The sequence below is a fragment of the Archangium minus genome (genome assembly GCF_044360475.1).
Classification (GTDB): Bacteria; Myxococcota; Myxococcia; order Myxococcales; family Myxococcaceae; genus Archangium; species Archangium minus.
In genome coordinates this window covers 355,321-374,819 of the sequence record NZ_CP043494.1, presented here as the reverse complement: position 1 = coordinate 374,819, position 19,499 = coordinate 355,321, and the positions used below count along the sequence as shown (strand labels likewise).

At 68.8% G+C, this 19,499-nt stretch carries 13 protein-coding genes; 9 read left to right on the top strand and 4 right to left on the bottom strand.

Going from position 1 to position 19,499, the window contains the following annotated elements; genetic code table 11:
* The 3 genes from F0U60_RS01645 to F0U60_RS01635 form a co-directional block, all read right to left on the bottom strand.
* Positions 1-444 carry a hypothetical protein gene (locus tag F0U60_RS01645; RefSeq protein WP_395813196.1) on the bottom strand — a complete coding sequence of 148 codons (444 nt, stop codon included), beginning with the start codon at positions 442-444 and terminating at the stop codon, positions 1-3.
* Positions 445-586: 142 nt separating this feature from the next.
* Positions 587-1,693 (bottom strand): AAA family ATPase, encoded by a 1,107-nt coding sequence (locus F0U60_RS01640; RefSeq protein ID WP_395813194.1) that lies wholly within the window; start codon positions 1,691-1,693, stop codon positions 587-589.
* 49 nt (positions 1,694-1,742) lie between these two features.
* Positions 1,743-3,536, bottom strand: a complete 1,794-nt coding sequence (locus F0U60_RS01635; protein ID WP_395813192.1) for a hypothetical protein — start codon at positions 3,534-3,536, stop codon at positions 1,743-1,745.
* Between the two features lie 89 nt (positions 3,537-3,625).
* Between F0U60_RS01635 and F0U60_RS01630 the strand changes: the two genes are divergently transcribed.
* The 4 genes from F0U60_RS01630 (at position 3,626) to F0U60_RS01615 (ending at position 8,699) form a co-directional block, all read left to right on the top strand.
* Complete coding sequence (locus tag F0U60_RS01630; protein WP_395813190.1) at positions 3,626-4,993, top strand: Tox-REase-5 domain-containing protein; 1,368 nt, start codon at positions 3,626-3,628, stop codon at positions 4,991-4,993.
* A complete protein-coding gene (locus F0U60_RS01625; RefSeq protein ID WP_395813188.1) occupies positions 4,990-5,721 on the top strand; it encodes an immunity 52 family protein in 732 nt (243 codons plus the stop codon). The genes F0U60_RS01630 and F0U60_RS01625 overlap by 4 nt, the downstream gene beginning before the upstream one ends.
* 412 nt (positions 5,722-6,133) lie before the next feature.
* Positions 6,134-7,564, top strand: coding sequence for a reverse transcriptase family protein (locus F0U60_RS01620; RefSeq protein WP_395813186.1), 1,431 nt, complete (start codon positions 6,134-6,136; stop codon positions 7,562-7,564).
* 643 nt (positions 7,565-8,207) lie between these two features.
* Positions 8,208-8,699: a hypothetical protein gene (locus F0U60_RS01615; RefSeq protein ID WP_395813184.1), complete on the top strand. Its 492-nt coding sequence runs from the start codon at positions 8,208-8,210 to the stop codon at positions 8,697-8,699.
* Here F0U60_RS01615 and F0U60_RS01610 read toward each other — a convergent pair whose 3' ends face one another.
* On the bottom strand, positions 8,700-10,565 hold the full coding sequence (locus F0U60_RS01610; RefSeq protein WP_395813182.1) for a hypothetical protein: 1,866 nt from the start codon (positions 10,563-10,565) through the stop codon (positions 8,700-8,702).
* A 60-nt stretch (positions 10,566-10,625) separates the two neighbouring features.
* Here F0U60_RS01610 and F0U60_RS01605 point away from each other — a divergent pair, with 60 nt between their 5' ends.
* The 5 genes from F0U60_RS01605 to F0U60_RS01585 all read left to right on the top strand — a co-directional run bounded on the left by F0U60_RS01605 (position 10,626) and on the right by F0U60_RS01585 (position 19,437).
* The gene (locus F0U60_RS01605) at positions 10,626-11,897 is read left to right on the top strand and encodes a M16 family metallopeptidase (protein WP_395813180.1); all 1,272 of its coding nucleotides are present in this window, start codon (positions 10,626-10,628) and stop codon (positions 11,895-11,897) included.
* Positions 11,897-13,222, top strand: a complete 1,326-nt coding sequence (locus F0U60_RS01600) for a M16 family metallopeptidase (protein WP_395813178.1) — start codon at positions 11,897-11,899, stop codon at positions 13,220-13,222. Before F0U60_RS01605 ends, F0U60_RS01600 begins: the two co-directional genes overlap by 1 nt.
* Before the next feature lie 99 nt (positions 13,223-13,321).
* Positions 13,322-14,662, top strand: a complete 1,341-nt coding sequence (locus F0U60_RS01595) for a cytochrome P450 (protein ID WP_395813176.1) — start codon at positions 13,322-13,324, stop codon at positions 14,660-14,662.
* On the top strand, positions 14,659-15,249 hold the full coding sequence (locus F0U60_RS01590; RefSeq protein ID WP_395813174.1) for a TetR/AcrR family transcriptional regulator: 591 nt from the start codon (positions 14,659-14,661) through the stop codon (positions 15,247-15,249). Before F0U60_RS01595 ends, F0U60_RS01590 begins: the two co-directional genes overlap by 4 nt.
* Positions 15,250-15,366: 117 nt before the next feature.
* A complete protein-coding gene (locus tag F0U60_RS01585; protein WP_395813172.1) occupies positions 15,367-19,437 on the top strand; it encodes an AAA family ATPase in 4,071 nt (1,356 codons plus the stop codon).
* Positions 19,438-19,499 lie beyond the last annotated feature (62 nt).

Genomic DNA, 19,499 nt, shown 5'->3' with positions numbered 1-19,499 from the left:
TCAACGCCCCTTGCGCTTACGCCGCACTGGACTCTTCTCAACCGGTGCGGCCCGGATTCGTTCGAACTCGTCCACGGCCTTCCGCATCGAGCGCACCACGCCATGGGGCAGCGGTTTCCGCGTCGCCAGCATCCGCGCGAACTTCTGCGCTGCGGGTTGGCGATCCTCATCCCGAACCGCATGGAGCCTTTTGTAATCGGTCTGCTCGTCCGCATTCCCGTGCTTCAGGAAGTGAACCCAGGTCTCCATCTGTCGCCGGGGTACCCAGAGGGAGAGCCGCTCTTTTCTCCCTCGCGCCGGCTCACCCGCGACTCGCAAGCGCTCGGCGAGCTGTCGCTCCCTTCCTCCTTCTGGCTGGGTATCCGCATCAATGACCACGAGAAGATCTCGTTGCCCCACGCCCTTGCGGTTGGCGTGGACCTCCGCCGGATAGGCATCAAGCACGTGGTCGTATGCCGAGCCCCTTCCACTCCGGGAGATGTTGGCTGTGATCTGGTCCTCTCTCCATCCACACTGGCGGAGGCACCGATAAGCGAACCGATAATCGGCCATGCCTTCACAGAGAACCACCACTCGGATGCGCCGACTACCCATCGACCCACCCCCGCGCGAGCAGTTCGGACACGGGCAAGCCCCCGCCATCGGCAGGGACCGGGCGTACCCGCGCCGGCCCACCGCCCTCGCGCTCGAGAAGAAGACCCTGCGTGGGCGCGAGGAAGTCGATCAACCCGGGGTTGTGGGAGATGAGCAGCGCCTGGCCACCCGCCTCCGTCTCGTCCATCAGGCGATTGAGCCAGGGTTGTATCTCTCGCGGCGAGAGGAAGTTCTCCGGCTCGTCGATGCAGAGCGTGCTCGCCTCACCGGAAACCGCATGCAGCAACGCGTAGAGCACAACCAACGCGCGCTGCCCCTCGGAGAGTTCGTTGAAGGCGAAGACGACACGCCCACGCCGTCTCGGTGAGGCAAACGAGAACTGGAGCAGATGACTGCCACGTCCCTGCTGCTCGAACTCGTAGTCCCGGAACCCTTCGAGCACGATGCGCAGGCTTCGCTTGAGGTCACGTGAGAACGTCGCACGAACGTCGTGCATCGCCAGAAGCCAGGAGGCGAAGTTGGACAGGTCTCTTTCCAGGAAGCCGCCCTTGCCTTCCCGGGCCACTGTATCCAGGGTCTGCGGCACCGGACGGAAGACCCAGATATGAGCCAACCTGTCTATCACCCGGCTCAATCCCTCTGACCGGTACTTGCTCGGCAGGTTCGACAACGGCGACACCTTGGACCCTGCCGGGAAGGTGAAGGCAACACCTCCAGTCCAGGGCCAGACCTTCACCTCTTCTCCCGAAAACGAATAGCGCACCCGGTTCTCGTGGAGGATCTCCTCACGCTCGATGAAGCTGTCCTGACCTCGCTCGTGACGAATGGCCAATCGGTACGTGTAGGCTGCTCCATCCGGTCCTCGCAGCCCGAGTTCGAACGTCTGGGTGCTCTTGCCAAGCCACCGCGTTCGCGTCGAATCCGGGAACAGCGACGCCACGGGGCTACCGTCAACGACGAGCTGCCGGAGCTTGAACAGGACTTCGAACACCGCGCTCTTGCCGGCGCCATTCGGGCCCAGGAGCAACGTGAGTGCACCCGGTTCGAGCGTGGCCCGTTCGAAGCAGCGGTAGTTATCGGCGAAGATGCGCGTGATCATCGTGTGTCGCTCCACCATAGTGCTTCAGGTAGGGCCCGACCAGAAGCGCTCATGACCGCTTGTCGCCAATGCTCCCAACGAAGAGCCTCCGCGAACCAGCGCTCGCGAGACACCGGGAGCCGCTCGCGGAGAACGCAAGCGGCTCGAGGCCCGCCGCGTCGAAGAGGGGGCGCCGCTGCTTCGTGCGCAGGTCGAGCACGGCCAGCGTTTCCCCCTCGTCCGTGCGCCAGCGGGTGCCAGCGCTCGCGTCGGCGACCACAACCGCATGCGGCCCGGCCCAGAGCATCGGTAGATCATACCTCGAGTAGAGGTCATCCACTGTGCGCGGGGCTTGGATCACCTCTCGCACCCAGTGTTGGAAGTCCCCCGGGTGCTCCTCCCGCTTGCCTCGATTGAACGTCACGATGACCGGTGCTCTGGCGCGCTCGGCCCGGACACCGAGCACGTCACCCGCGAAGCACAGCTGCGTGAACCCGAATGTCAGGTGCGCGTCGCTGCGGAGCACCTCGTGCACCTCGCCCGTGTTGATGTCGATGACGACGATGACCGCGGCATCGTCCTGCCCGTATCCCTGGGAGCGCTCGTTGACGAAACCCGGCGTGACGAGCGCGAGGGCAACCCGCCCCGACGTGCCGGCGATGGCCGTACAAAGCCCCGGCAGCTCGAAGAGTTCCCTGCCTTCAATCGCGATGGCCGACTTGCCCAGCCGCCACCATGCCGTGACGAGGCGCTCTCCCGCGAATGTGCCAACGGCGTGCGGCGTGGGCTCCGCGACGACGCGCTCGAAGCCGAGGTATGCCGCGTCGGCGTTCGCACGTGCCCCAACGAGCGCACGCGCGAGGACATCGACGAGGCGCCGCCGCTGGTACGGGCTGCGCTCCTCGAGCTCGGCGGTGCCGACGCCGCGTGCGGCGTGAAGGAGGAGTTCGGCGCCCTCAGCGGAACCGATGGACAGCACTTCCGTCTCGACGCCGACGCGCCGCACACGTTCACTCGGCGCCGCGCGCACGCAGAACACAGAGCGAGGCACACCGGACTCGAGCGTGACCGGCACCTGGAGCCAGCTCGCCACCTTACGGACAAACGCGGCCCCCACTTCCGCATTTGCGGCGTCCAAAGTGCTGCCCTCCACCCACACACCCCCATCGAGCACGTAGCGAGTGCCGAGCGGGTGCTCCTCCACCGCGAACGTCACACGGAGCGGCGGCATCTTGTCGAGCGTGGGACGCACGAACGACGACACGCGTGCGGACGGCACCTCGTGGCCCTCGATGAGCTCGATTGAGACGTCGAGCCATCGCCGGTCGGCGAGTTGGTCGAGCAGCTCGTCGAAGCCATCGACGAGGGAGCTCTCGAGCGCCTCGTGCACGGAGCGCGGCACGTCGATGTGCTCGATTCTGGGCCTGATGCGCGCCTCGTCGATTTCGACACCGTGGAAGATAAGGCCATCCATCGTGTATCCCGACAGCACGACCTCACCCGTCGGCGTGGCCTGCGCTATCACCATCGCCGTGCCGTCCTGGAGCGACACATGAAGGGCGTCGCACCGCAGAGCTCGCGTGATGATGCCGAGCCGATGCTCGCCCGACGGCCCCGGCTCCGCCAGCAGGTCGAGAGGCGCGGTCTTGACGACGGACCAGCCGCCTCGACCGGCCCCGAGTGCCAAGGCCCACTGGTCGGAGGTCGCACCCGTTCCGTATTGCATCCTGTCCCATGTCTCGCGCTCGCGCCGCACGTAGGGCGCCGCCACGAGGCCTTCCTCCAAGCAGAGGTTGCGGATGGCACGCTCGAGTGCATCGAGGTCGTTGGTCCGGAAGAACGTCGCCTGTCCCCATTCACCCATGGGGGGCCTTCTATATTCATCCCCCCATGCGCGTCACCGCTCGGCCAGTCCGTGTGGCTGTTGCACGCGACACCTGCCAGCATGAAGCCATGAGACTGCTGACATCCGCCGCGCTCCTGGCCGCAGTGCTGCTGCTGGCCTCCGGTGCCCTCGCCGCTGAGGCGGATGATTTCCAGGTGCTCTTGCGGCACGGCGGACTGCCGCAGTCCGTCTACCTGTCTCCAGGCCAGCCCCTCACCCTGGAGAAAGCCCAGTCCCTCTGGCGGGGACTCGTGGACGGCCCCGCCAACCTGAGAACCTTCGCCCCCCGCACCACCCTGGCGCGCCTGCTACACGAGTCCTCCGCTACTGGCAGAACCCTGCCCTACGACGAGTTGCTCGCCCGCACCGAGCGCTTCCGCCGTCTGGTGGTGGCCCGGCCAGATGGCTACTGCGCCGTGGCGCTCACCGGCACGCCCATCTCCTGGCTGGGACAGCCCACCCTTCAGCAGGGGGAGCTGTACGTGCAGCGTATGCGCGTGGGCACATTCCACTTCGACGGGGGTGGCGTCTACTTCACCGTGGACGAGGCCCTGCGCAAGCAGGAGTCACCACCCGTGGGCGAACGGGGCACGGGAAGAGACCCCGCAACCGCTGCGCTGCTGGGTGCGGAGGCCGCACTGGAGGAGATGGCACGGGGACTGGCGGCCCTCCTCACCGAGCCGGCTCGCACCCTGGAAGGTCTGGCCCACCTGCCCACAGCGGTGTCGGGTCTCATCGCCAGCTCGCCCGAGTACTTCGCCCGCTACGGGGCGATGAACCTGGAGGACCAGATTCGCGAAGCCGCGAGGCTGGCCATGCACGTGCTGACACTCCAGGGCGGTGCGGCCACGGTGGGCCCGCGATTGGCCTCGGCCTCTCGGCTGCCAGTGCTCACCGTGTCAGCCCGGGGCGTGCTGGCGGTGCGTGAGGTAGCGCTACCAACTGGAGCCATGACGTCAGGGGTCGGAGCTGGCGCAACATCGGTCTCCATCGTCTTCATGGCGCAGGGCGGCAACGCCTCTGGAGGCAACAGCACCTGGCCCCCCGCTCCCGCGGGCCCAGGCCAATGGACGAAGAAGAGGGAGCGCATGACCCTGGAGGCCCAACGCTACCAATCCCAGCTGACGGGCGCTCCGGAGGGCTGGGTCTACCGAGTCCGTACAGGCCCGGGGCCCAAGGACTTCGTGGACTTCGACGGCTTCAAGAACGGCGTGCTCCTGGAGGTCAAGGGGCCCGGCTACCGGCAACTGCTCAAGAAGATGCAGGGCAGGCCATGGTTCGAAGGCGTCGAGGAGATGCTCGACCAGGCCGAGAGACAGCTCAAGGCAGCAGGAAGTACTCCCCTCCAATGGCATTTCGCCGAGCAGGAGGTCGCAGACCTCATGCGTAGACGATTCCAAAGCAAAAACCTCGATCGAATCGAGATCTTCCCATGAAGGAAACGTATTACGTTGGAACGTACTGGCTGGCACGACGAGAGACAGTCGAGGCGTGTGCTCATCGAGCGGAAGCCTTCTTCCGCCTGCTCGCATCATGCGACCCGAGCCTCGCGCATTGGTTCAAGAAGGGCCGAACCCTCAAAAAGGCTCTGCAACACCGCGTTGAAGTCGATGCGGCGGGTCTCACGCAGGTCTTCAACCAGCAAGCACAGAAGGAAGGACGCTTCCCCACGGACGGCTTCTCCCTGAGTGGATGGAATGGGGCAACCCACGAAGCGGCGAGTAGCCTCTCCCTGCTCTGCGGTGATGCATCGGTCTGGGTCTCCAACTCCTGTGTATTCGAGCCACCGGCCCAAGGCTCCGCGGAGGAGCGCGTTCTCCAGGCTCCCGTACTCGCGCGGATACTGCGCGCCATGGCCATGGCCTTCGAGCCCGAGTGGGGCATCGCCACCTCCCATGAGCTTCGCGAGAGGGTGGCGCCGGAATCCGCCAGGGCCGGCACCTTCGTCGGCTGGCTGATGTACTTCTCCCACCGGCGCGGCCCGCTGCCTCCCCTGCCCCCGCCCGTCCACATCGAGCCCGTGGAGGACAAGGGCACGCTCGTCATCCTCACCCCCGAGCGTTTCACCGCCTCCAACCCCGCCCACGTGGAACTGGCGCGCGACGTGGCCGAGCGCCTCACCCAGGCCGGCCTGCTTTCGCCACTACGTCCGTGGGAGACCTGACGGCCTTCATCGACTCGGCTTCCGGGATGGTGTAGAAAACCCTTCAGGAGGGGTGGACGCAACGAAGCACAGCAAACGCGCCAGGTAGCGCGAGAGGTCGAGAGAGGTCCGGAAAGCATCAGCCTTCGCGCCTCGAGCGCGGGAGCGGCGCTGCGCCGCTCTGGAAGCAATGCAGGACACTCTCCGCAAGGTAGCCTGTTCTTGGCTCTCTCCCGGTAGAGGGGTGTAGCCCCCTCGGGGAGCTGAGCCAACGACGCAACCGCCGTTTCCCCAAGGGGGCTACACCCCTCTACCGGGGAGAGCCGGTGAGGCTACCGTGCCCCAGGTGAGCAGGTGGTGGATTCCAGGCCTCTCTCGACCGCTCGCGCCCCCCTCCCCCCATGACGACTCCTCGCCGTACCGAGGTGCCGCGATGACCGCGAAGCTCGAGACGTTCGTCCCCGCAGCGGCCCCCGTGGTGGTGCCCGCCCCCGCCCCCGCCCCTGCTCCCGCCTCCGCCAACGTGGTGGCCCAGCGCGAGGTGAACCAGCGCGAGGAGCAGGCGCGGCTGGCTCGCTGGAAGGCGATTGAAGAGGCCGGCGGCCAGGAGGCGTGGGTCGAGGCCGAGCTGAAGGCCAAGGGGCTCGCGCCCGAGCACGAGGATCCGAGCGGCCTCTCCGAAAAGGAGAAGACGGCCTGGAAGGAGAAGAAGAAGGCCGAGGCCGCCGAGCGCCGCGCGTTGAAGCGCCTGGCGTGGGAGGCGTGGCGCACCGCGCACATCAACCACCTGGGCGCGGGGGTGCACTGGGAGGAGGCGGGAGGCCCGGACAAGTTCGACCTGAAGGACCGCGAGGAGCGAGCGAAGGCGAACGGACTGCCGGAGCTGGAGTCAGCCCAGACGCTGGCGAAGGCGCTGGGGCTGAGCGTGGCGAGGCTGCGCTGGTTCAGCTACCACCGGGAGGTGGACACGGGGACGCACTACCGCAGCTGGGAGATTCCCAAGCGGGACGGTGGGAAGCGGACCATCACCTCGCCGAAGAAGGAGCTGAAGGAGGCACAGCGCTGGGTGCTGGCGAACGTCATCGAGCGGCTGCCCGTGCACGGGGCGGCGCACGGCTTCGTGGCGGGGCGCTCCATCGTCACCAACGCGCTGGCGCACAAGGGCGCGGACGTGGTGGTGAAGATGGACATCAAGGACTTCTTCCCGTCGGTGACGTGGCAGCGGGTGAAGGGCCTGTTGCGCAAGGGAGGGCTGGCGGAGGGCTCGGCGACGCTGCTGGCGCTGATGGCCACGGAGGCGCCGCGCGAGGTGGTGCAGTTCCGAGGCAAGACGCTGTACGTGGCGAAGGGGCCGCGCGCGCTGCCGCAGGGGGCGCCGACGTCGCCAGGAATCACGAACGCGCTGTGCCTGCGTCTGGACAAGCGGCTGTCAGCGCTGTCGAGGCGACTGGGTTTCACGTACACGCGCTACGCGGACGACATGACGTTCTCCTGGCGCAGGAGCCGGGGGAAGACGGAAGCGCCGGTGGCAGTGCTGATTGCCCGGGTGGAGCAGGTGCTGGAGGCGGAGGGCTTCCGAGTGCACCCGGACAAGACGCGGGTGATGCGCCCGGGGAACCGGCAGGTGGTGACGGGACTGGTGGTGAATGAGGCCCCGAAAGGCCAGCCCGGAGCGCGAGTACCACGCGAGGTGCTGCGCCAGTTGCGAGCGGCGCTGCACAACCGGGAGAAGGGCAAGCCGGGCAAAGAAGGCGAGACGCTCGAGCAGCTCAAGGGCATGGCCGCCTTCATCCACATGACAGACCCAGCAAAGGGCCGCGCGTTTCTGGAGCGACTCGCCGTGCTGGAGAAGCGCGAGGCGTAACGCTGTTTCTCGGCGCAAGCCTGTTTCACGCCACACTCGCGGCTTGAAGCTCCTGCTGTCACGAGTCGAACGCATCGGAGCACCCATCCAGCTCTCCATCCCACCAGGCGATATACTCCCCTGTGGGGGACTAAAAAATGCGTGGGAGCCTGATGCATTGGACAGCGAGTCTGTGGTGCCCACTCATATTCGCGTGTGCTGCGAGCCAATCCTCAGCGTCGCGTGACCCAACACAGCCACGGGGACGCTACGAGCAGAGCATGGACTCGGCCACGAACGCATGCCGACAAAACCCAGCCTACTGCGCTTCGATGGCTGGCGAGGAGACCGTCGTTCCGATCTCGCCTCGTGTCATACGAGTGGTTCCTCCTACGACAAGCAATGAGCAGTCAGAGGCGCCCCTGCAGGAGACTCCTGAAAGTGACTCATCCGATACGGAGGAGACAGAGGACCGGGTGCCCTCGGAAGAAGAGCGCAACCGAAGACGAGACCTGTGCCGGGACTACTACAACCGATGCATACAGGCTCGCGGCGGCAAGCCAGGTCGCAAGTACAACGAGACCCAATGCCTCGCTTGTTATGACTACTGCTACCGGAGAGGCTTCTGGCCTGCTCGGGTCAACGGCAAGATTTGTCGGGGGACATGAGCGTGAACCGTAACCGGCAGGACTGGTGGCGCTCGGTCGCGACGCGGAGGGATCAGCTTCATCAGGAGCTGTTCGCGGCCAGGGTTCCCTACGCGGAGTTCGAGCGCGCGATCCTGGCCCAGGAGAAACAATTCCTGCGCGAAACTCGCACGGAGAACGAGCGCAGGCTCATCCGGGCGCGCACCGCTCGGACCTTGTTCACCGAAGCGTTCGCCTTCGGCCTTCCTTGGAAGGATTTCGGTCGCGCGCTGCGCCGCTTCCAGAGATTAGGGCTCTCCGACTCGGACGACCGCGTGCATGCGGCCTGTCTCTACGTCCAGTCCTTGGACCTGTTCCCCAAACGGGCTCGTGAGGCCTGGACCCTGCTCGAAGATGCCGAGCGCAGGACGAAAGCCCTGCGCCGTGCAAATCCCCTCCGCAAGGAGAACCTGGAGGCCATCGCCCACACGAAACAGGTGGCCCGGGTGCGCAGACCCGAGCCCCGCTGATCACTGCACAGGCTCCAGCGCGAGCTCCACACCCTCGGGCTTCTCGAAGACTACGAAGCCGTTGGCCCGCGCTCGCTGCAATGTGAGCTGGTAGAGCGCGGCGCTCTCCGAATTCCTCCCCGCCTCGCCCTTGAGCTCCCCGAGCCGCTTTTGCCACCACTCGCGCGTGTGGCCCGCTCGCAGCTCGACCACATCGGACGGACCCATCACACGGGACGACGCCAGCGTGGCGTCACCCATGAACACGGCTGACACACCCGCCGTCGCCTCGTCCGAGCTCAGGCCTCCCTCACTCCACTGCTTCACCACCTTCCCCTCCGCGTTCCGCTGCACCCACCACCCCGACGGCCTCCCCTGGTTGAACGCGCCCTCCACCTCCACCAACCCCGACTCGAACCACCTCGCGTGCCGGCCGTGCACCACGCCTCGCTGGTAGTTCTTGCGGTACCGCGGGTTCCCGTTCGCGTAGTACGTGGTGCTCTCCCCCGAGAGCTGTCCTCCCGCGTACCCCAACTCCAGCGCGCGCTGCCCGTCTGGCCTGAACAGCTTCCATCGCCCGTCAGGCTTCCCCTCGGCGTAGGACAGCTCCTCCAGCAACACGCCCCGCTCGCTCCAGGTGCGGAAGGTGCCGTGCCGCTGTCCCTGCCGATACTCGCCGCTCTCCAATAGCCGCCCGTCCTGGGCTCGCGTCTGCGCCCATCCCTGCCTCCGTCCATCCGGCAGCACGCACGCGCCTACCCACTGGCCCTCGGCTCCCTGCGTCTGGCTCAGCTCTGTCCCCGACTCGCACGTCCTCGCCTCGCTCCGGAGGAACCACACGAGGGGAACCATCACCATGCAGACGCCCAGCGCCCCCGCCCACGCTGCCGTGACCACCGGACCCTTGGAGCCACCCGCTCGAGCAGCCGAGCCCCAGCCTCGTCCCTTCCCTCCCGTGCTCACAGGTGCCTCACTGGCTCGCGCCAACACCCGGAGTGCCCTTCCCACCCCCAACAGCACTCCGGCGAAGGCCGCCACCGACAGCACTCGGAACGTCATTGCCGCCACGATGAGGAGCTCCCCGGGCTCGCGCGCCGCCTTCATCCCGAGCACCACCGCGAGAACGTCGAGCACCACGGCCACCACCGTCCTCACCTTCAAGCCCAGACGGAGCCCGGGCTCGAGGGACTCGGCGGATGAGCCCAGCTCACCCAGCACCAGCGGCCCTCCCACAAGGTGTACGCCCGGCACGAGCGCGAGCCCCAACCCCTCCACCAGGCCCTGCTCCATGGGCACTCGGGCCCACAGCGACAGCCGGTGTCCCACGGCCAGCGCCAGTGCGAACAGTCCCCACGGCAGCAGCGACAGCACCCACGCCGAGAGAGGAAAGAAGTCCGAAGGCGCCCCTGTGACCGCGGGCACCCACACGAGCATCGTCAGCAGCGGAGGGAAGCGCTCGGGCAGCAGGCCCTGGATGAGCAACACGGCCGCAGTCCCCACCAGCGCCAGCACTCCCACCGCGAGCAGCTTCCGAGCCGCTCCCGGCCTCAGCGCGACCACGGGCTCCACGTTCTCGATAGGTGCCGCGGCCCCCTGGCTCGTCGGAACGGAGACCGAGGGTGTCGCCTTGCTCACCGCAGGCGCGGGCGAGGAAGAGGGCGGGCTCCACTGCGGCGCGGGGACGGGCAGCGAGTCCCAGTCCAATTCCTGCCGCGCTCGGGATGGGCCTCTGTCCAAATCCAGCTCCAACCCGGAATCCCCGCCCAGGTCCAACTCCAACTCGGAGCCCGTGTCCTCCAAGAGCACGCCACAGCGGGAGCAGCGCCCCTCATACAGAGAGAGCGGGTGATGGCAGGAGGGGCAAGAGGACGGAAGGGCGGTGCTCATGGCAATCTTCGCGAGCAAGCCTGCCTCGACCCTCTCTCCGTTACCAGCCCCTACGGCGTCATGCGCTTCACACGTCTCGCGCTCTCCTTCGCCGCCTCGGTGGCGCTCCTGCTGCTCGCTCCCTCGGTGCTCGCCGCGCCCTTCGCGGTGGAGACCTCTCGAGCCTCGCCCAATCACCCGCTGCTGGTGCTCGCCCCGCGCGAGGCGAAGCGCTCCACGCTCACCATCGTCTTCAACGTGGGCGCCGCGGATGACGGCATGGTCAACGGGCTGACGCGCATCTCCCAGCACGCGCTGCTGCACGCCAACGCGCGCGGCAGCTACGAGTCCCTGTCCACCGCACTCTACGGAGCCGCCGCGTCGCTCGAGATGCACACCGGGCTGCACGAGAGCCGCTTCACCCTCACCGCCTCGCCCGAGGATTTTGACGCGCTCGCCCGCACGCTCCTCACCACCGTCCTCTCGCCGAAGCTGGACCCTCGGCGCTACGAGGCGGCGCTGGAGCGGGCCGACAACGACTCGCAGCCGATTGATCCGGAGGTCTGGCTGGAGTTGCTGTTGGTGCGCGCGATGCTCGAGGAGGAGACGCGCTACAAGGATCCGAACCTCGGCTCCCTGTCTGATGCCCAGGGCATGCCACTGAACGCGGTGCGCGAGCACATTTCCAAGCTGTTGGCGCCGTGCAACGCCACCGTCATCGCCACCGGGCGCTTTGACGCCAAGGCGCTGCGCAAGCTGGTGTCGGGCTTCAGCGGGGGCACCGTCCTCGAGCGCAAGCGTCCCACGTTCAAGCTGCCCTACAAGCGCCGCACGCCCGCCTCGCGCGAGGTGCAGGTGCTCGCCTATCCCATCCGCATCCAGACGCCTCGTGACGCGGCGGCGGCTCGGGTGCTGGCGACACTGCTGGAGGAGCGACTCTTCCAGCGCTTCCGCAACGCCGGCGTGGGCTACAGCTTCGCCTCCGAGCCTGTCTTCACCGCCTCGCTCGATGCGCTCGCGCTCATCCTTCCGGCAGCGGAGCGCTCGGGCATCGACCTGGGCCCCTTCTTGCGCGAAGAGGTGCGCGCGGTGAGCGAGGGCCAGCTCGAGCCCGGCGCCTTCGAGCGCCACCAGAAGGCCAACCTCATCCGGCTGCGGCTGGCCGATCGCGAACCGCTCGAGGTGGCCGAGGCGCTGAGGACCGCTCGCGAGCGACCGGCCTGGTACAACCCGGAGCTGCCCGCCGCGCTCGAGACCCTCACGCCCGAGGCCCTGCGCGACGTGGCCTCCACCTGGCTGCGCGAGGAGTCCTCCATTCAGCTCCACTTCCTCACTGTCACGGAGGGCCGGTAGTGCGCACAAACCCGCTGTGGCGCCTCGCGGGCCGAGCCCTGCTGCTGGCCCTGGTGCTCCTCTCCACCGTGTCCCTGGCCCGCGGCCGAGGCAAGGCCCGTGGCGCGGTGGAGGCTTCGTCGCTGCGTCCCACGGTGGAGAAGCTCCCCGATGGAAGCGAGCTGGTGCTCGCGCTGCGTCCCCAGGCGGCGTGGGCCTCGCTGCACTACGTGGTGCGCACCGGCTCGCGCAACGACCCCGGGGGCAAGGAGGGGCTGGCGCATCTGCTTGAGCACCTCATCTTCCACGGCACCTTCGACGTGCGGGGTGATGACTTCCAGCTGGCGGTGAAGGCCGCGGGCGGCTCCTTCAACGGCCTCACCAGTGCCCACTCCACCACCTACGTGTTGGAGGCTCCGGCGGAGTCCTTTCTGCCGCTGGCCGAGCAGCTCGTGCGCATCGTCACCAGCCCCAAGCTCGACCCGCGGCAGCTGCAGCGCGAGGTGGAAATCATCGGCACCGAAAGCCAGTACTTCGGCCAGGGCCCGGGCTTCCACGAGCACCTGGAGGACACGCTCTTCGCGGGACCGAGCTCGCGCACCATCCTCGGCACCCAGCAGACGCTCAACAGCATTACCCGGGAAGACCTGGCGGGCTTCTACACGCGGCACTACACCCCGGCCAACACCAGCATCGTCATCACGGGCGGGGTGAAGCGCGAGGAGGTACTCGGCATGCTGGAGCGCTCCGTGCGGCTGCCTCCCTCGAGGCCCGGAGAGTACAAGCCCGCGCCGGTGCCGCCTCCGCTGCTGCCCATCGAGCAGACCACGCGCGCCTACTTCAGCCTCATCGCCTACGGGTACGCGGTGGCGCCGAAGGACCAGGGCCTGTGCCCACGCGCGGCGGCCCTGCTGAAGTTGCGGCTGCTGCGCTCGCTGCACATCGAGGAGCCCATGACGATGGGCATGGAGGTGCAGTGCATGACGCTGCGGGGGAACACCTTCCTGATGGCGCTCGCCTTCAGCGCCTCCATCAACTCGAGCACACTGCCGGACCGAATGCAGCTGGCCTTCGCGGGGCTGGCGAAGGAGCCCCCGACAGCAGCGGAGGAGAAGCTGGTGGATCGGCACATCCAGCGTGCGTACGCGCAGCGCGAGGAGGATGACCTGGGGCGGGGAACCGAGCTGGCGCGCGAGGTGGCCCAGCCGCGCTCAGGCCCTCTGAATCCGGCGCGGCTGTTGATTCCGCCCACGCGCCTGCCTCGCGGGGCCGTGCGGGACTTCGCGCGCCGCACCTTCGTCCCCGACCGACAGGTGGTGGTGAACTTCTCGCCCTTCGCCGGCTGAAGCCCTACCGGGGCTCCTCCCGCGTTTCGGTTGCAGGAAACTCAGGAAACCAATAGAGTTTCCCGAGTTTCCACTGCTCGCACTCCAGGAGGACGAACCATGTCCACCCCGCAGCTGCCGCCCGGGCCTCGCCAGCTCAAGCCCCTGCAGACGTTCCGCTTCCTCAAGAACGCCGCGGCCTTCCTCTCCGAGTGCCGCTCGCGCTACGGGGACCCCTTCACCGCGGCGCTGCCGGTGGGCGACGTGGTCGTCACGGGGGACCCCGAGGGCGTCCGGGAAATCTTCAGCGCGGACCCGGCCCTCTTCGAGCCACTCGGCCACCTGATCCTCGCGCCGGCCTTGGGGGACAACTCGCTGCTGTTGATGGGAGGGCAGCGCCACAAGCGCGAGCGCAAGCTGCTCATGCCGCCCTTCCACGGCGAGCGCATGCGCGCCTACGGGCTGCTGATGCGGGACATCACCCTGCGCGCGGCCGAGGGCCTACGGCCAGGCGACACCTTCCGCGCCCAGGACGTCACCCAGGCCATCTCCCTGGACGTCATCATCCGCGCTGTCTTCGGAATCGAAGAGCCGGAGCGCATGCGGCGCTTCCGCGAGGTCCTGTCGGCCTACATGGATTCCTATACGCCCCTGCTGATGGCGGCGAAGCCTCTGCGGCGCTCCTTCGGCGGCGTGGGCCCCTGGGCGCGCTTCCAGCACCACGTGGCGGAGTTGGACCGGATGCTCTCCGAGGAGCTCGCCACGCGGCGCGGGCACGAGGCAGGCCACGAGGACATCCTCAGCCTGCTGCTCGGCGCGCGGGACGAGGAAGGCCAGCCCATGACGGACGCGGAGCTCAAGGACGAGCTGCGCACCTTGCTGGTCGCGGGCCACGAGACCACGGCCATCGGCATGGCCTGGGCACTCCACCACCTGCACCACCACCCCGACACGCTCGAGCGGCTGCTGAAGGAGCTGGCCCCCCTGGGAGCGGTGCCCGATCCGGAGGCACTCGCGAAGCTGCCGTACCTGGGCGCGGTGTGCGACGAGTCGCTGCGCCTCCACCCGGTCGTCGCCGTGGTGGGCCGCCGCACCGTGGCACCCTTCACCCTGCGTGGGCGCGAGCTGCCCGTGGGCACCGGCGTCATGGCCGCCATCTGCGTCGTGCACCGCGATCCGGTGCTCTACCCCGAGCCCGAGCGCTTCCGGCCCGAGCGCTTCCTGGAGCGTAAGTTCTCGCCCTTCGAGTACCTGCCCTTCGGAGGAGGCGCACGGCGCTGCATCGGCGCGGCCTTCGCCCTGTACGAGATGCGCATCGCCCTGGGAACGCTGCTGGCCACGCACCGCTTCACGCTCGCCAACAACGAGCCGGAGCGTCCGGTGCGCCGCAACATCACACACGGCCCTGGGGGCGGCGTGGAGCTGGTGTACCAGGGGCCGCGTCATGGAGCCCTCGCATGACGGAGGCGGAGGAGATCCGCGCGCGCATCCTGGAGAAGGCGGAGGCGTTCTTCCTCACGCATGGCTACTCGCGGGTGACGATGGATGACATCGCCACCGAGCTGCGGATGAGCAAGAAGACGCTCTACCGCCACTTCTCCAGCAAGGAGGAGCTCGGCGAGGCGGCCATCGCGGCCAGCTTCGCTCGGATTGGCGAGGAGCTCGCGCGCATGCTCGACGACGAGCGGCTGGACTTCGGCGAGCGCCTCCAGGGCTTCGTCCGGGTGTTGGCGGGCCGTTACGGGCGGAGCGCCACGGTGCTCAGGGACCTGCAGCGGGATGCGCCCGCGCTGTGGCAGCGGCTGCTGGAGCTGCGGCGCGAGTCAATGCAGGCCCGCTTCGGCAGGCTCTTCACCGAGGGAGTGAAGGCCGGCGCCGTCCGTGCGGACGTGGAGCCGCGCCTCGTCATCCGCATGATGCTCACCCTGGTGGACCAACTGCTGCGGCCGGACGTCCTGGAGGAGCTGGGGATGACGGCGGAGCAGGTCTTTCCTCGCATGCTGGGAGTGATTCTGGACGGCGTTCGCACGGGGCGAGAACCCGCGTAGCAGCCTGCTTGCCTGCTCGCCTGTCCCCCGGCCGCGAGGGTGGCCGGAGCGACAGGCATCTGCTACGAATGGGCCCACTTCCGCCCCGGCACCCTACCCGGCGGCGGTGGGCCCGGCATGATTTCCCCTTCGAGGCTGCACGCACTGTCGGCGTTCCTGCCCGGCTCGCTGGTGCGTGCCCTCCTGGAGGATGATGCGCGCCCGCGAGAAGGGGCCTGGCGCGAGCAGCAGGGCGCAGTCCTCTTCGCGGACCTGACGGGTTTCACCGCCCTGGCCGAGGCGATGGAGCAGAGCGGCCCATCCGGCGCCGAGCGTCTGCGCGGCATTCTGGACGCGTGCTTCTCGCGGCTCATCGACACCCTGGCCGTCCACGGCGGTGACGTGCTGCGCTTCGCCGGGGACGCGCTGGTGGCGCTGTGGCCGGCGGACCCGGCGGGAGGGCTACCACGCGCGGTGCGTCTGGCGGCCCGGGGTGCCCAGGTGGCGCAGACCCTCATCGACGGAAGCGAGCCGGTGGACGGAGTCCGGCTGCGGCTGAAGGTAGGCATCGGTGCGGGGACGGTGCGGCTCTCCGACGTAGGCGGCGAGAAGGGACGCTGGGAGTTCCTCGCCTCGGGTGAGCCGCTGCTGGAGATGACGCAGGCGGAACAGGCGGCACAACCGGGGGAGATCATCCTCGGCCCGCGAGCCTGGCTCTTGTTGGAGGGAGCCCAGGCGGAGCCTCGAGGGACGGCGGGCTGGAAGCTGATGGGGATGGAGCCCGTGCCGCTGCCGGAGGTGCGCCCGCTGGAGCCAGGGCCAGAGCTGGAGCCGGCACTGCGCGCCTACCTGCCGCTGGTGGTGGCACACCGGCTGGAGGCCGGGCACGGCCAGTGGCTGTCCGAGTTCCGCACCGTCACGGTGCTGTTCATCAACCTGGGCGCACGGGAGTTCGCCGCGGGCCAGAAGCCCGAGGAGTTGCAGCGCGCGCTGCGCACCCTCCAGTCGGTGCTGTTCCGCTACGAGGGCAGCGCCAACCAGGTGGTGGTGGACGACAAGGGCGTGGTGGTGGTGGCGGCCTTCGGGCTGCCGCCGCATTCGCACGAGGACGACGCGGCGCGCGCGGTGCAGACGGCGCTCGACCTGCGGGTGACGTTGAGGGAGCAGGGGGTGCGCTACAGCATGGGCCTGGCCACCGGGCGCGTCTTCTGCGGCACCACGGGCGGTGCCAAGCGGCGCGAGTACGTGATGGTGGGCCACACGGTCAACCTGGCCGCGCGGCTGATGCAGGCGGCGGCGGACGACGTGCTCTGCGACGCCACCACCCTGCGCCTGGCCTCCTCGCGGCTGCGCTTCGAGACGCTCGCGCCACTGCGGATGAAGGGGATCACGCACCCCGTGCCGGTGTTCCGCCCCGAGGAGAGCGCCCAGCGTGCGGAGACGGCCACGCGGAACACGCGAGTCGTGGGACGCCAGGAGGAGCGCACCAAGCTGGCCTTGGGGGTGCGGACGCTGGCGGAGCGGAGCGTGGGCGCCACCGTGCTGCTCGAGGGCGAGGCCGGCATCGGCAAGTCCGTGCTGATAAGCGAGGTACTGGAGCAAGCCCGAGCTGCGGGGCTCTCCACGTTGCTGGGAGCGGCCACGTCGATGGAGCACGCCTCGGCCTACCGCGCGTGGCGCTCCGTGCTCGCACGCCTGCTAGGCCTGGACGGGTTGGCGGACGAGGCCGCTCGCACCGCGCTCCTGCTGGAGCGACTGCGGGCCCGACCCGAGCGCGACGCCTGGGCGCCCCTCCTCAACGGGGTGCTGCCGGTGGAGGTGCCGGAAAACGAGGTGGTGCGGAGCATGCCCGCCAGCCTGCGCGGCGCCAACACGCGCGAGCTGCTGGTGCAACTGCTCGACGAGTGCACCGCGGAGCGTCCACGGGTGGTGGTGCTCGAGGACGCGCACTGGCTGGACTCCTCTTCTTGGGAGCTGGCGCTGGCGGTACAGCGGCGGGTGAAGCGGCTGCTGCTGGTGCTCGCCCTGCGTCCCCTGGGTGAGAGCGTCCCGCCCGAGTACCGCTCCCTGCGCGACGCGCCCGGCACGCTGCACCTGCCCCTCGAGCGGATGCCCCATGAGGAGGTGCTGACGCTGGTGCGCCAACGGCTGGGCGTGCGCCACCTGCCCGCCCAGGTGGGCACCTTCATCCGCAATCGCGCCGAAGGCCACCCCTTCTTCAGCGAGGAGCTCGCGTGTGCCCTGCGCGATGCGGGCTACCTCCTCATCGAGCGCGACGAGTGCCGGGTGGTGGCGCGCTCGGTGGAGAAGATGGGGTTGGACCTGCCCGGCACCATCCAGGGCCTGCTCACCAGCCGCATCGACCGCCTCACACCGCAGCAGCAGCTCACCTTGAAGGTGGCCAGCGTGCTCGGCCGCTCCTTCTCCTTCGAGCTGCTGCGGGCCGTGCACCCCGTGGAGCAAGACAAGGCCACGCTGCCCGAGCAGCTCGCCGCGCTGGAGCAGCTGGGCCTGGTGCAGCGTGAGGAGGACGCCATAAGCGGCGCGGTGTATGCCTTCAAGCACGTGCTCGTGCAGGAGGCGGCGTACCACCTGATGGCCTTCTCGCAGCGCCGGGAGCTGCACCGAGCGGTGGCGCTCCTCCACGAGCGCGAACAGGAGGAGCGAGGCGAGCCCCTTCAGCCCCTGCTGGCGCACCACTGGCGGCTGGCGGAGGAGCCCGGGCGCGCACTGGAGCACCTGGAGCAGGCCGCGGAGGCCGCCTTCTCGCGCGGGGCACATGCCGAGACCATCGCCCTGCTCAAACGAGCCCTGGAGCTGTCCACGAATGGCACCGAGCCGGTGGACGCGTTGCGCAGCGCCCGCTGGAACGCGCGGCTCGGCAACGCGTACTACATCCTCGGGGAGACGGAGCACAGCCGGAACCACTGTGACAACGCCTTGCGGCTGCTGGGACTGTCGCGCCCCTCCACGTCGTGGGGCTGGAGTGGCCGGCTGGCGTGGGAGCTGGTGCGGCATGCCTCGCACATGACGCTGGGGCGCTGGCTGCCGGAGCCGCGCACGCCGGAGGAGCGGGAGCGGCTCGTGATCGCCGCGAGCGTCTTCAGCACACTCTCCGAGCAGAGCTTCTTCGCGGACCGGATGCTCGAGCACATGACGTCCAACTTCGTCGCCGTCAACAACGCGGAGGCGGCGCGCGACTACGCACCGGCGGCGCTCGCCTACAACGCGGTGGCGTACATGGCGGGCCTGGGCCGGATGCATGGGCTGGCGGACCGGTACTTCCGCCGGGCCAGCATCAAACAAGCCACCCGTCCGCCCATCACGGACATCGTCCATGGCGCCTACCAGCTGACCTTCGGGCGCTGGGAGGAGGGGTTGGATCAGGTGGAGACGGGCGTCGCCACGGCTGGCCGCAGCAATGATCGCGCCACCCTGTGCATGGGCCTGGAGGTGCTGGGCATGGGGCTGGAGATGGCGCGCGAGCCGGGCGCCGCGCAGTACGTGCGCGAGTCCATGCTGCGGGTAGCGAACGAGGCCTCCAACGCCGTCAACATGATGTGGGCCCTCACGGAGATGGCGCCCACGCTGCTGCTGCTCGCGCGGCAGGACGAGGCGGTGGAGCGGCTGCGCGAGGCGGAGTTCCTGCTGCCGTGGGCAGACCCACTCGCCGTGGTGCGCTACCACTGCAACGCGGCACTCGTGGCCCGGCGCACGGGCGAGCACGGCCGAGTGGTCGTCCACGCGCGCGAGGCCCTGCGCATGCTGAGCAAGCGCCCCCTGGTGGTGTGGTCCGACCTCACGTCGCTGACGGCGCTGGTCCAGGCGTGCCTGGAGCTCTGGGAGGAGAAGCGAGGCACGGGAGAGCCGCTGGAGGCCGAGTCCCAGGCCCTGGCCACCGAGTCCCTCCGAGCGCTGCGCAAGGCGAGCCGGCTCTACCCCACCGCGCTCAGCCGCGCCGCGCGCCTGGCGGGGACCCAGGCCTGGCTGGAGGGCCGCACCGAGCGCGCCCAAGCCCTGTGGCTGCGCGCCATCGAGCACGCGCGCACCTACCGCATGCCCACCGACGAGGGGCTCGCCCACTACGAGCTGGCCCGCACCGCCCGCGCCCCCGGCGGCACCCGCGCCATCCATCAGAGCCGGGCCCTCCTCATCTTCGAGCGCCTGGGAGCCACGGGCGCGCTGCAAATCATCGAGGCGCTGTCCTAAATCCTCACTCCCTGTGAATCGCTTCACAGCATCGTGGGACCCGCCGACTACAATTCGAGGTC

Coding starts and splice junctions, on each gene's coding strand:
- F0U60_RS01640 (WP_395813194.1), bottom strand. CDS start 1,693: ATGATCACGCGCATCTTCGCCGATAACTACCGCTGCTTCGAACGGGCC.
- F0U60_RS01635 (WP_395813192.1), bottom strand. CDS start 3,536: ATGGGTGAATGGGGACAGGCGACGTTCTTCCGGACCAACGACCTCGAT.
- F0U60_RS01630 (WP_395813190.1), top strand. CDS start 3,626: ATGAGACTGCTGACATCCGCCGCGCTCCTGGCCGCAGTGCTGCTGCTG.
- F0U60_RS01625 (WP_395813188.1), top strand. CDS start 4,990: ATGAAGGAAACGTATTACGTTGGAACGTACTGGCTGGCACGACGAGAG.
- F0U60_RS01620 (WP_395813186.1), top strand. CDS start 6,134: ATGACCGCGAAGCTCGAGACGTTCGTCCCCGCAGCGGCCCCCGTGGTG.
- F0U60_RS01615 (WP_395813184.1), top strand. CDS start 8,208: ATGAGCGTGAACCGTAACCGGCAGGACTGGTGGCGCTCGGTCGCGACG.
- F0U60_RS01610 (WP_395813182.1), bottom strand. CDS start 10,565: ATGAGCACCGCCCTTCCGTCCTCTTGCCCCTCCTGCCATCACCCGCTC.
- F0U60_RS01605 (WP_395813180.1), top strand. CDS start 10,626: ATGCGCTTCACACGTCTCGCGCTCTCCTTCGCCGCCTCGGTGGCGCTC.
- F0U60_RS01595 (WP_395813176.1), top strand. CDS start 13,322: ATGTCCACCCCGCAGCTGCCGCCCGGGCCTCGCCAGCTCAAGCCCCTG.
- F0U60_RS01590 (WP_395813174.1), top strand. CDS start 14,659: ATGACGGAGGCGGAGGAGATCCGCGCGCGCATCCTGGAGAAGGCGGAG.
- F0U60_RS01585 (WP_395813172.1), top strand. CDS start 15,367: ATGATTTCCCCTTCGAGGCTGCACGCACTGTCGGCGTTCCTGCCCGGC.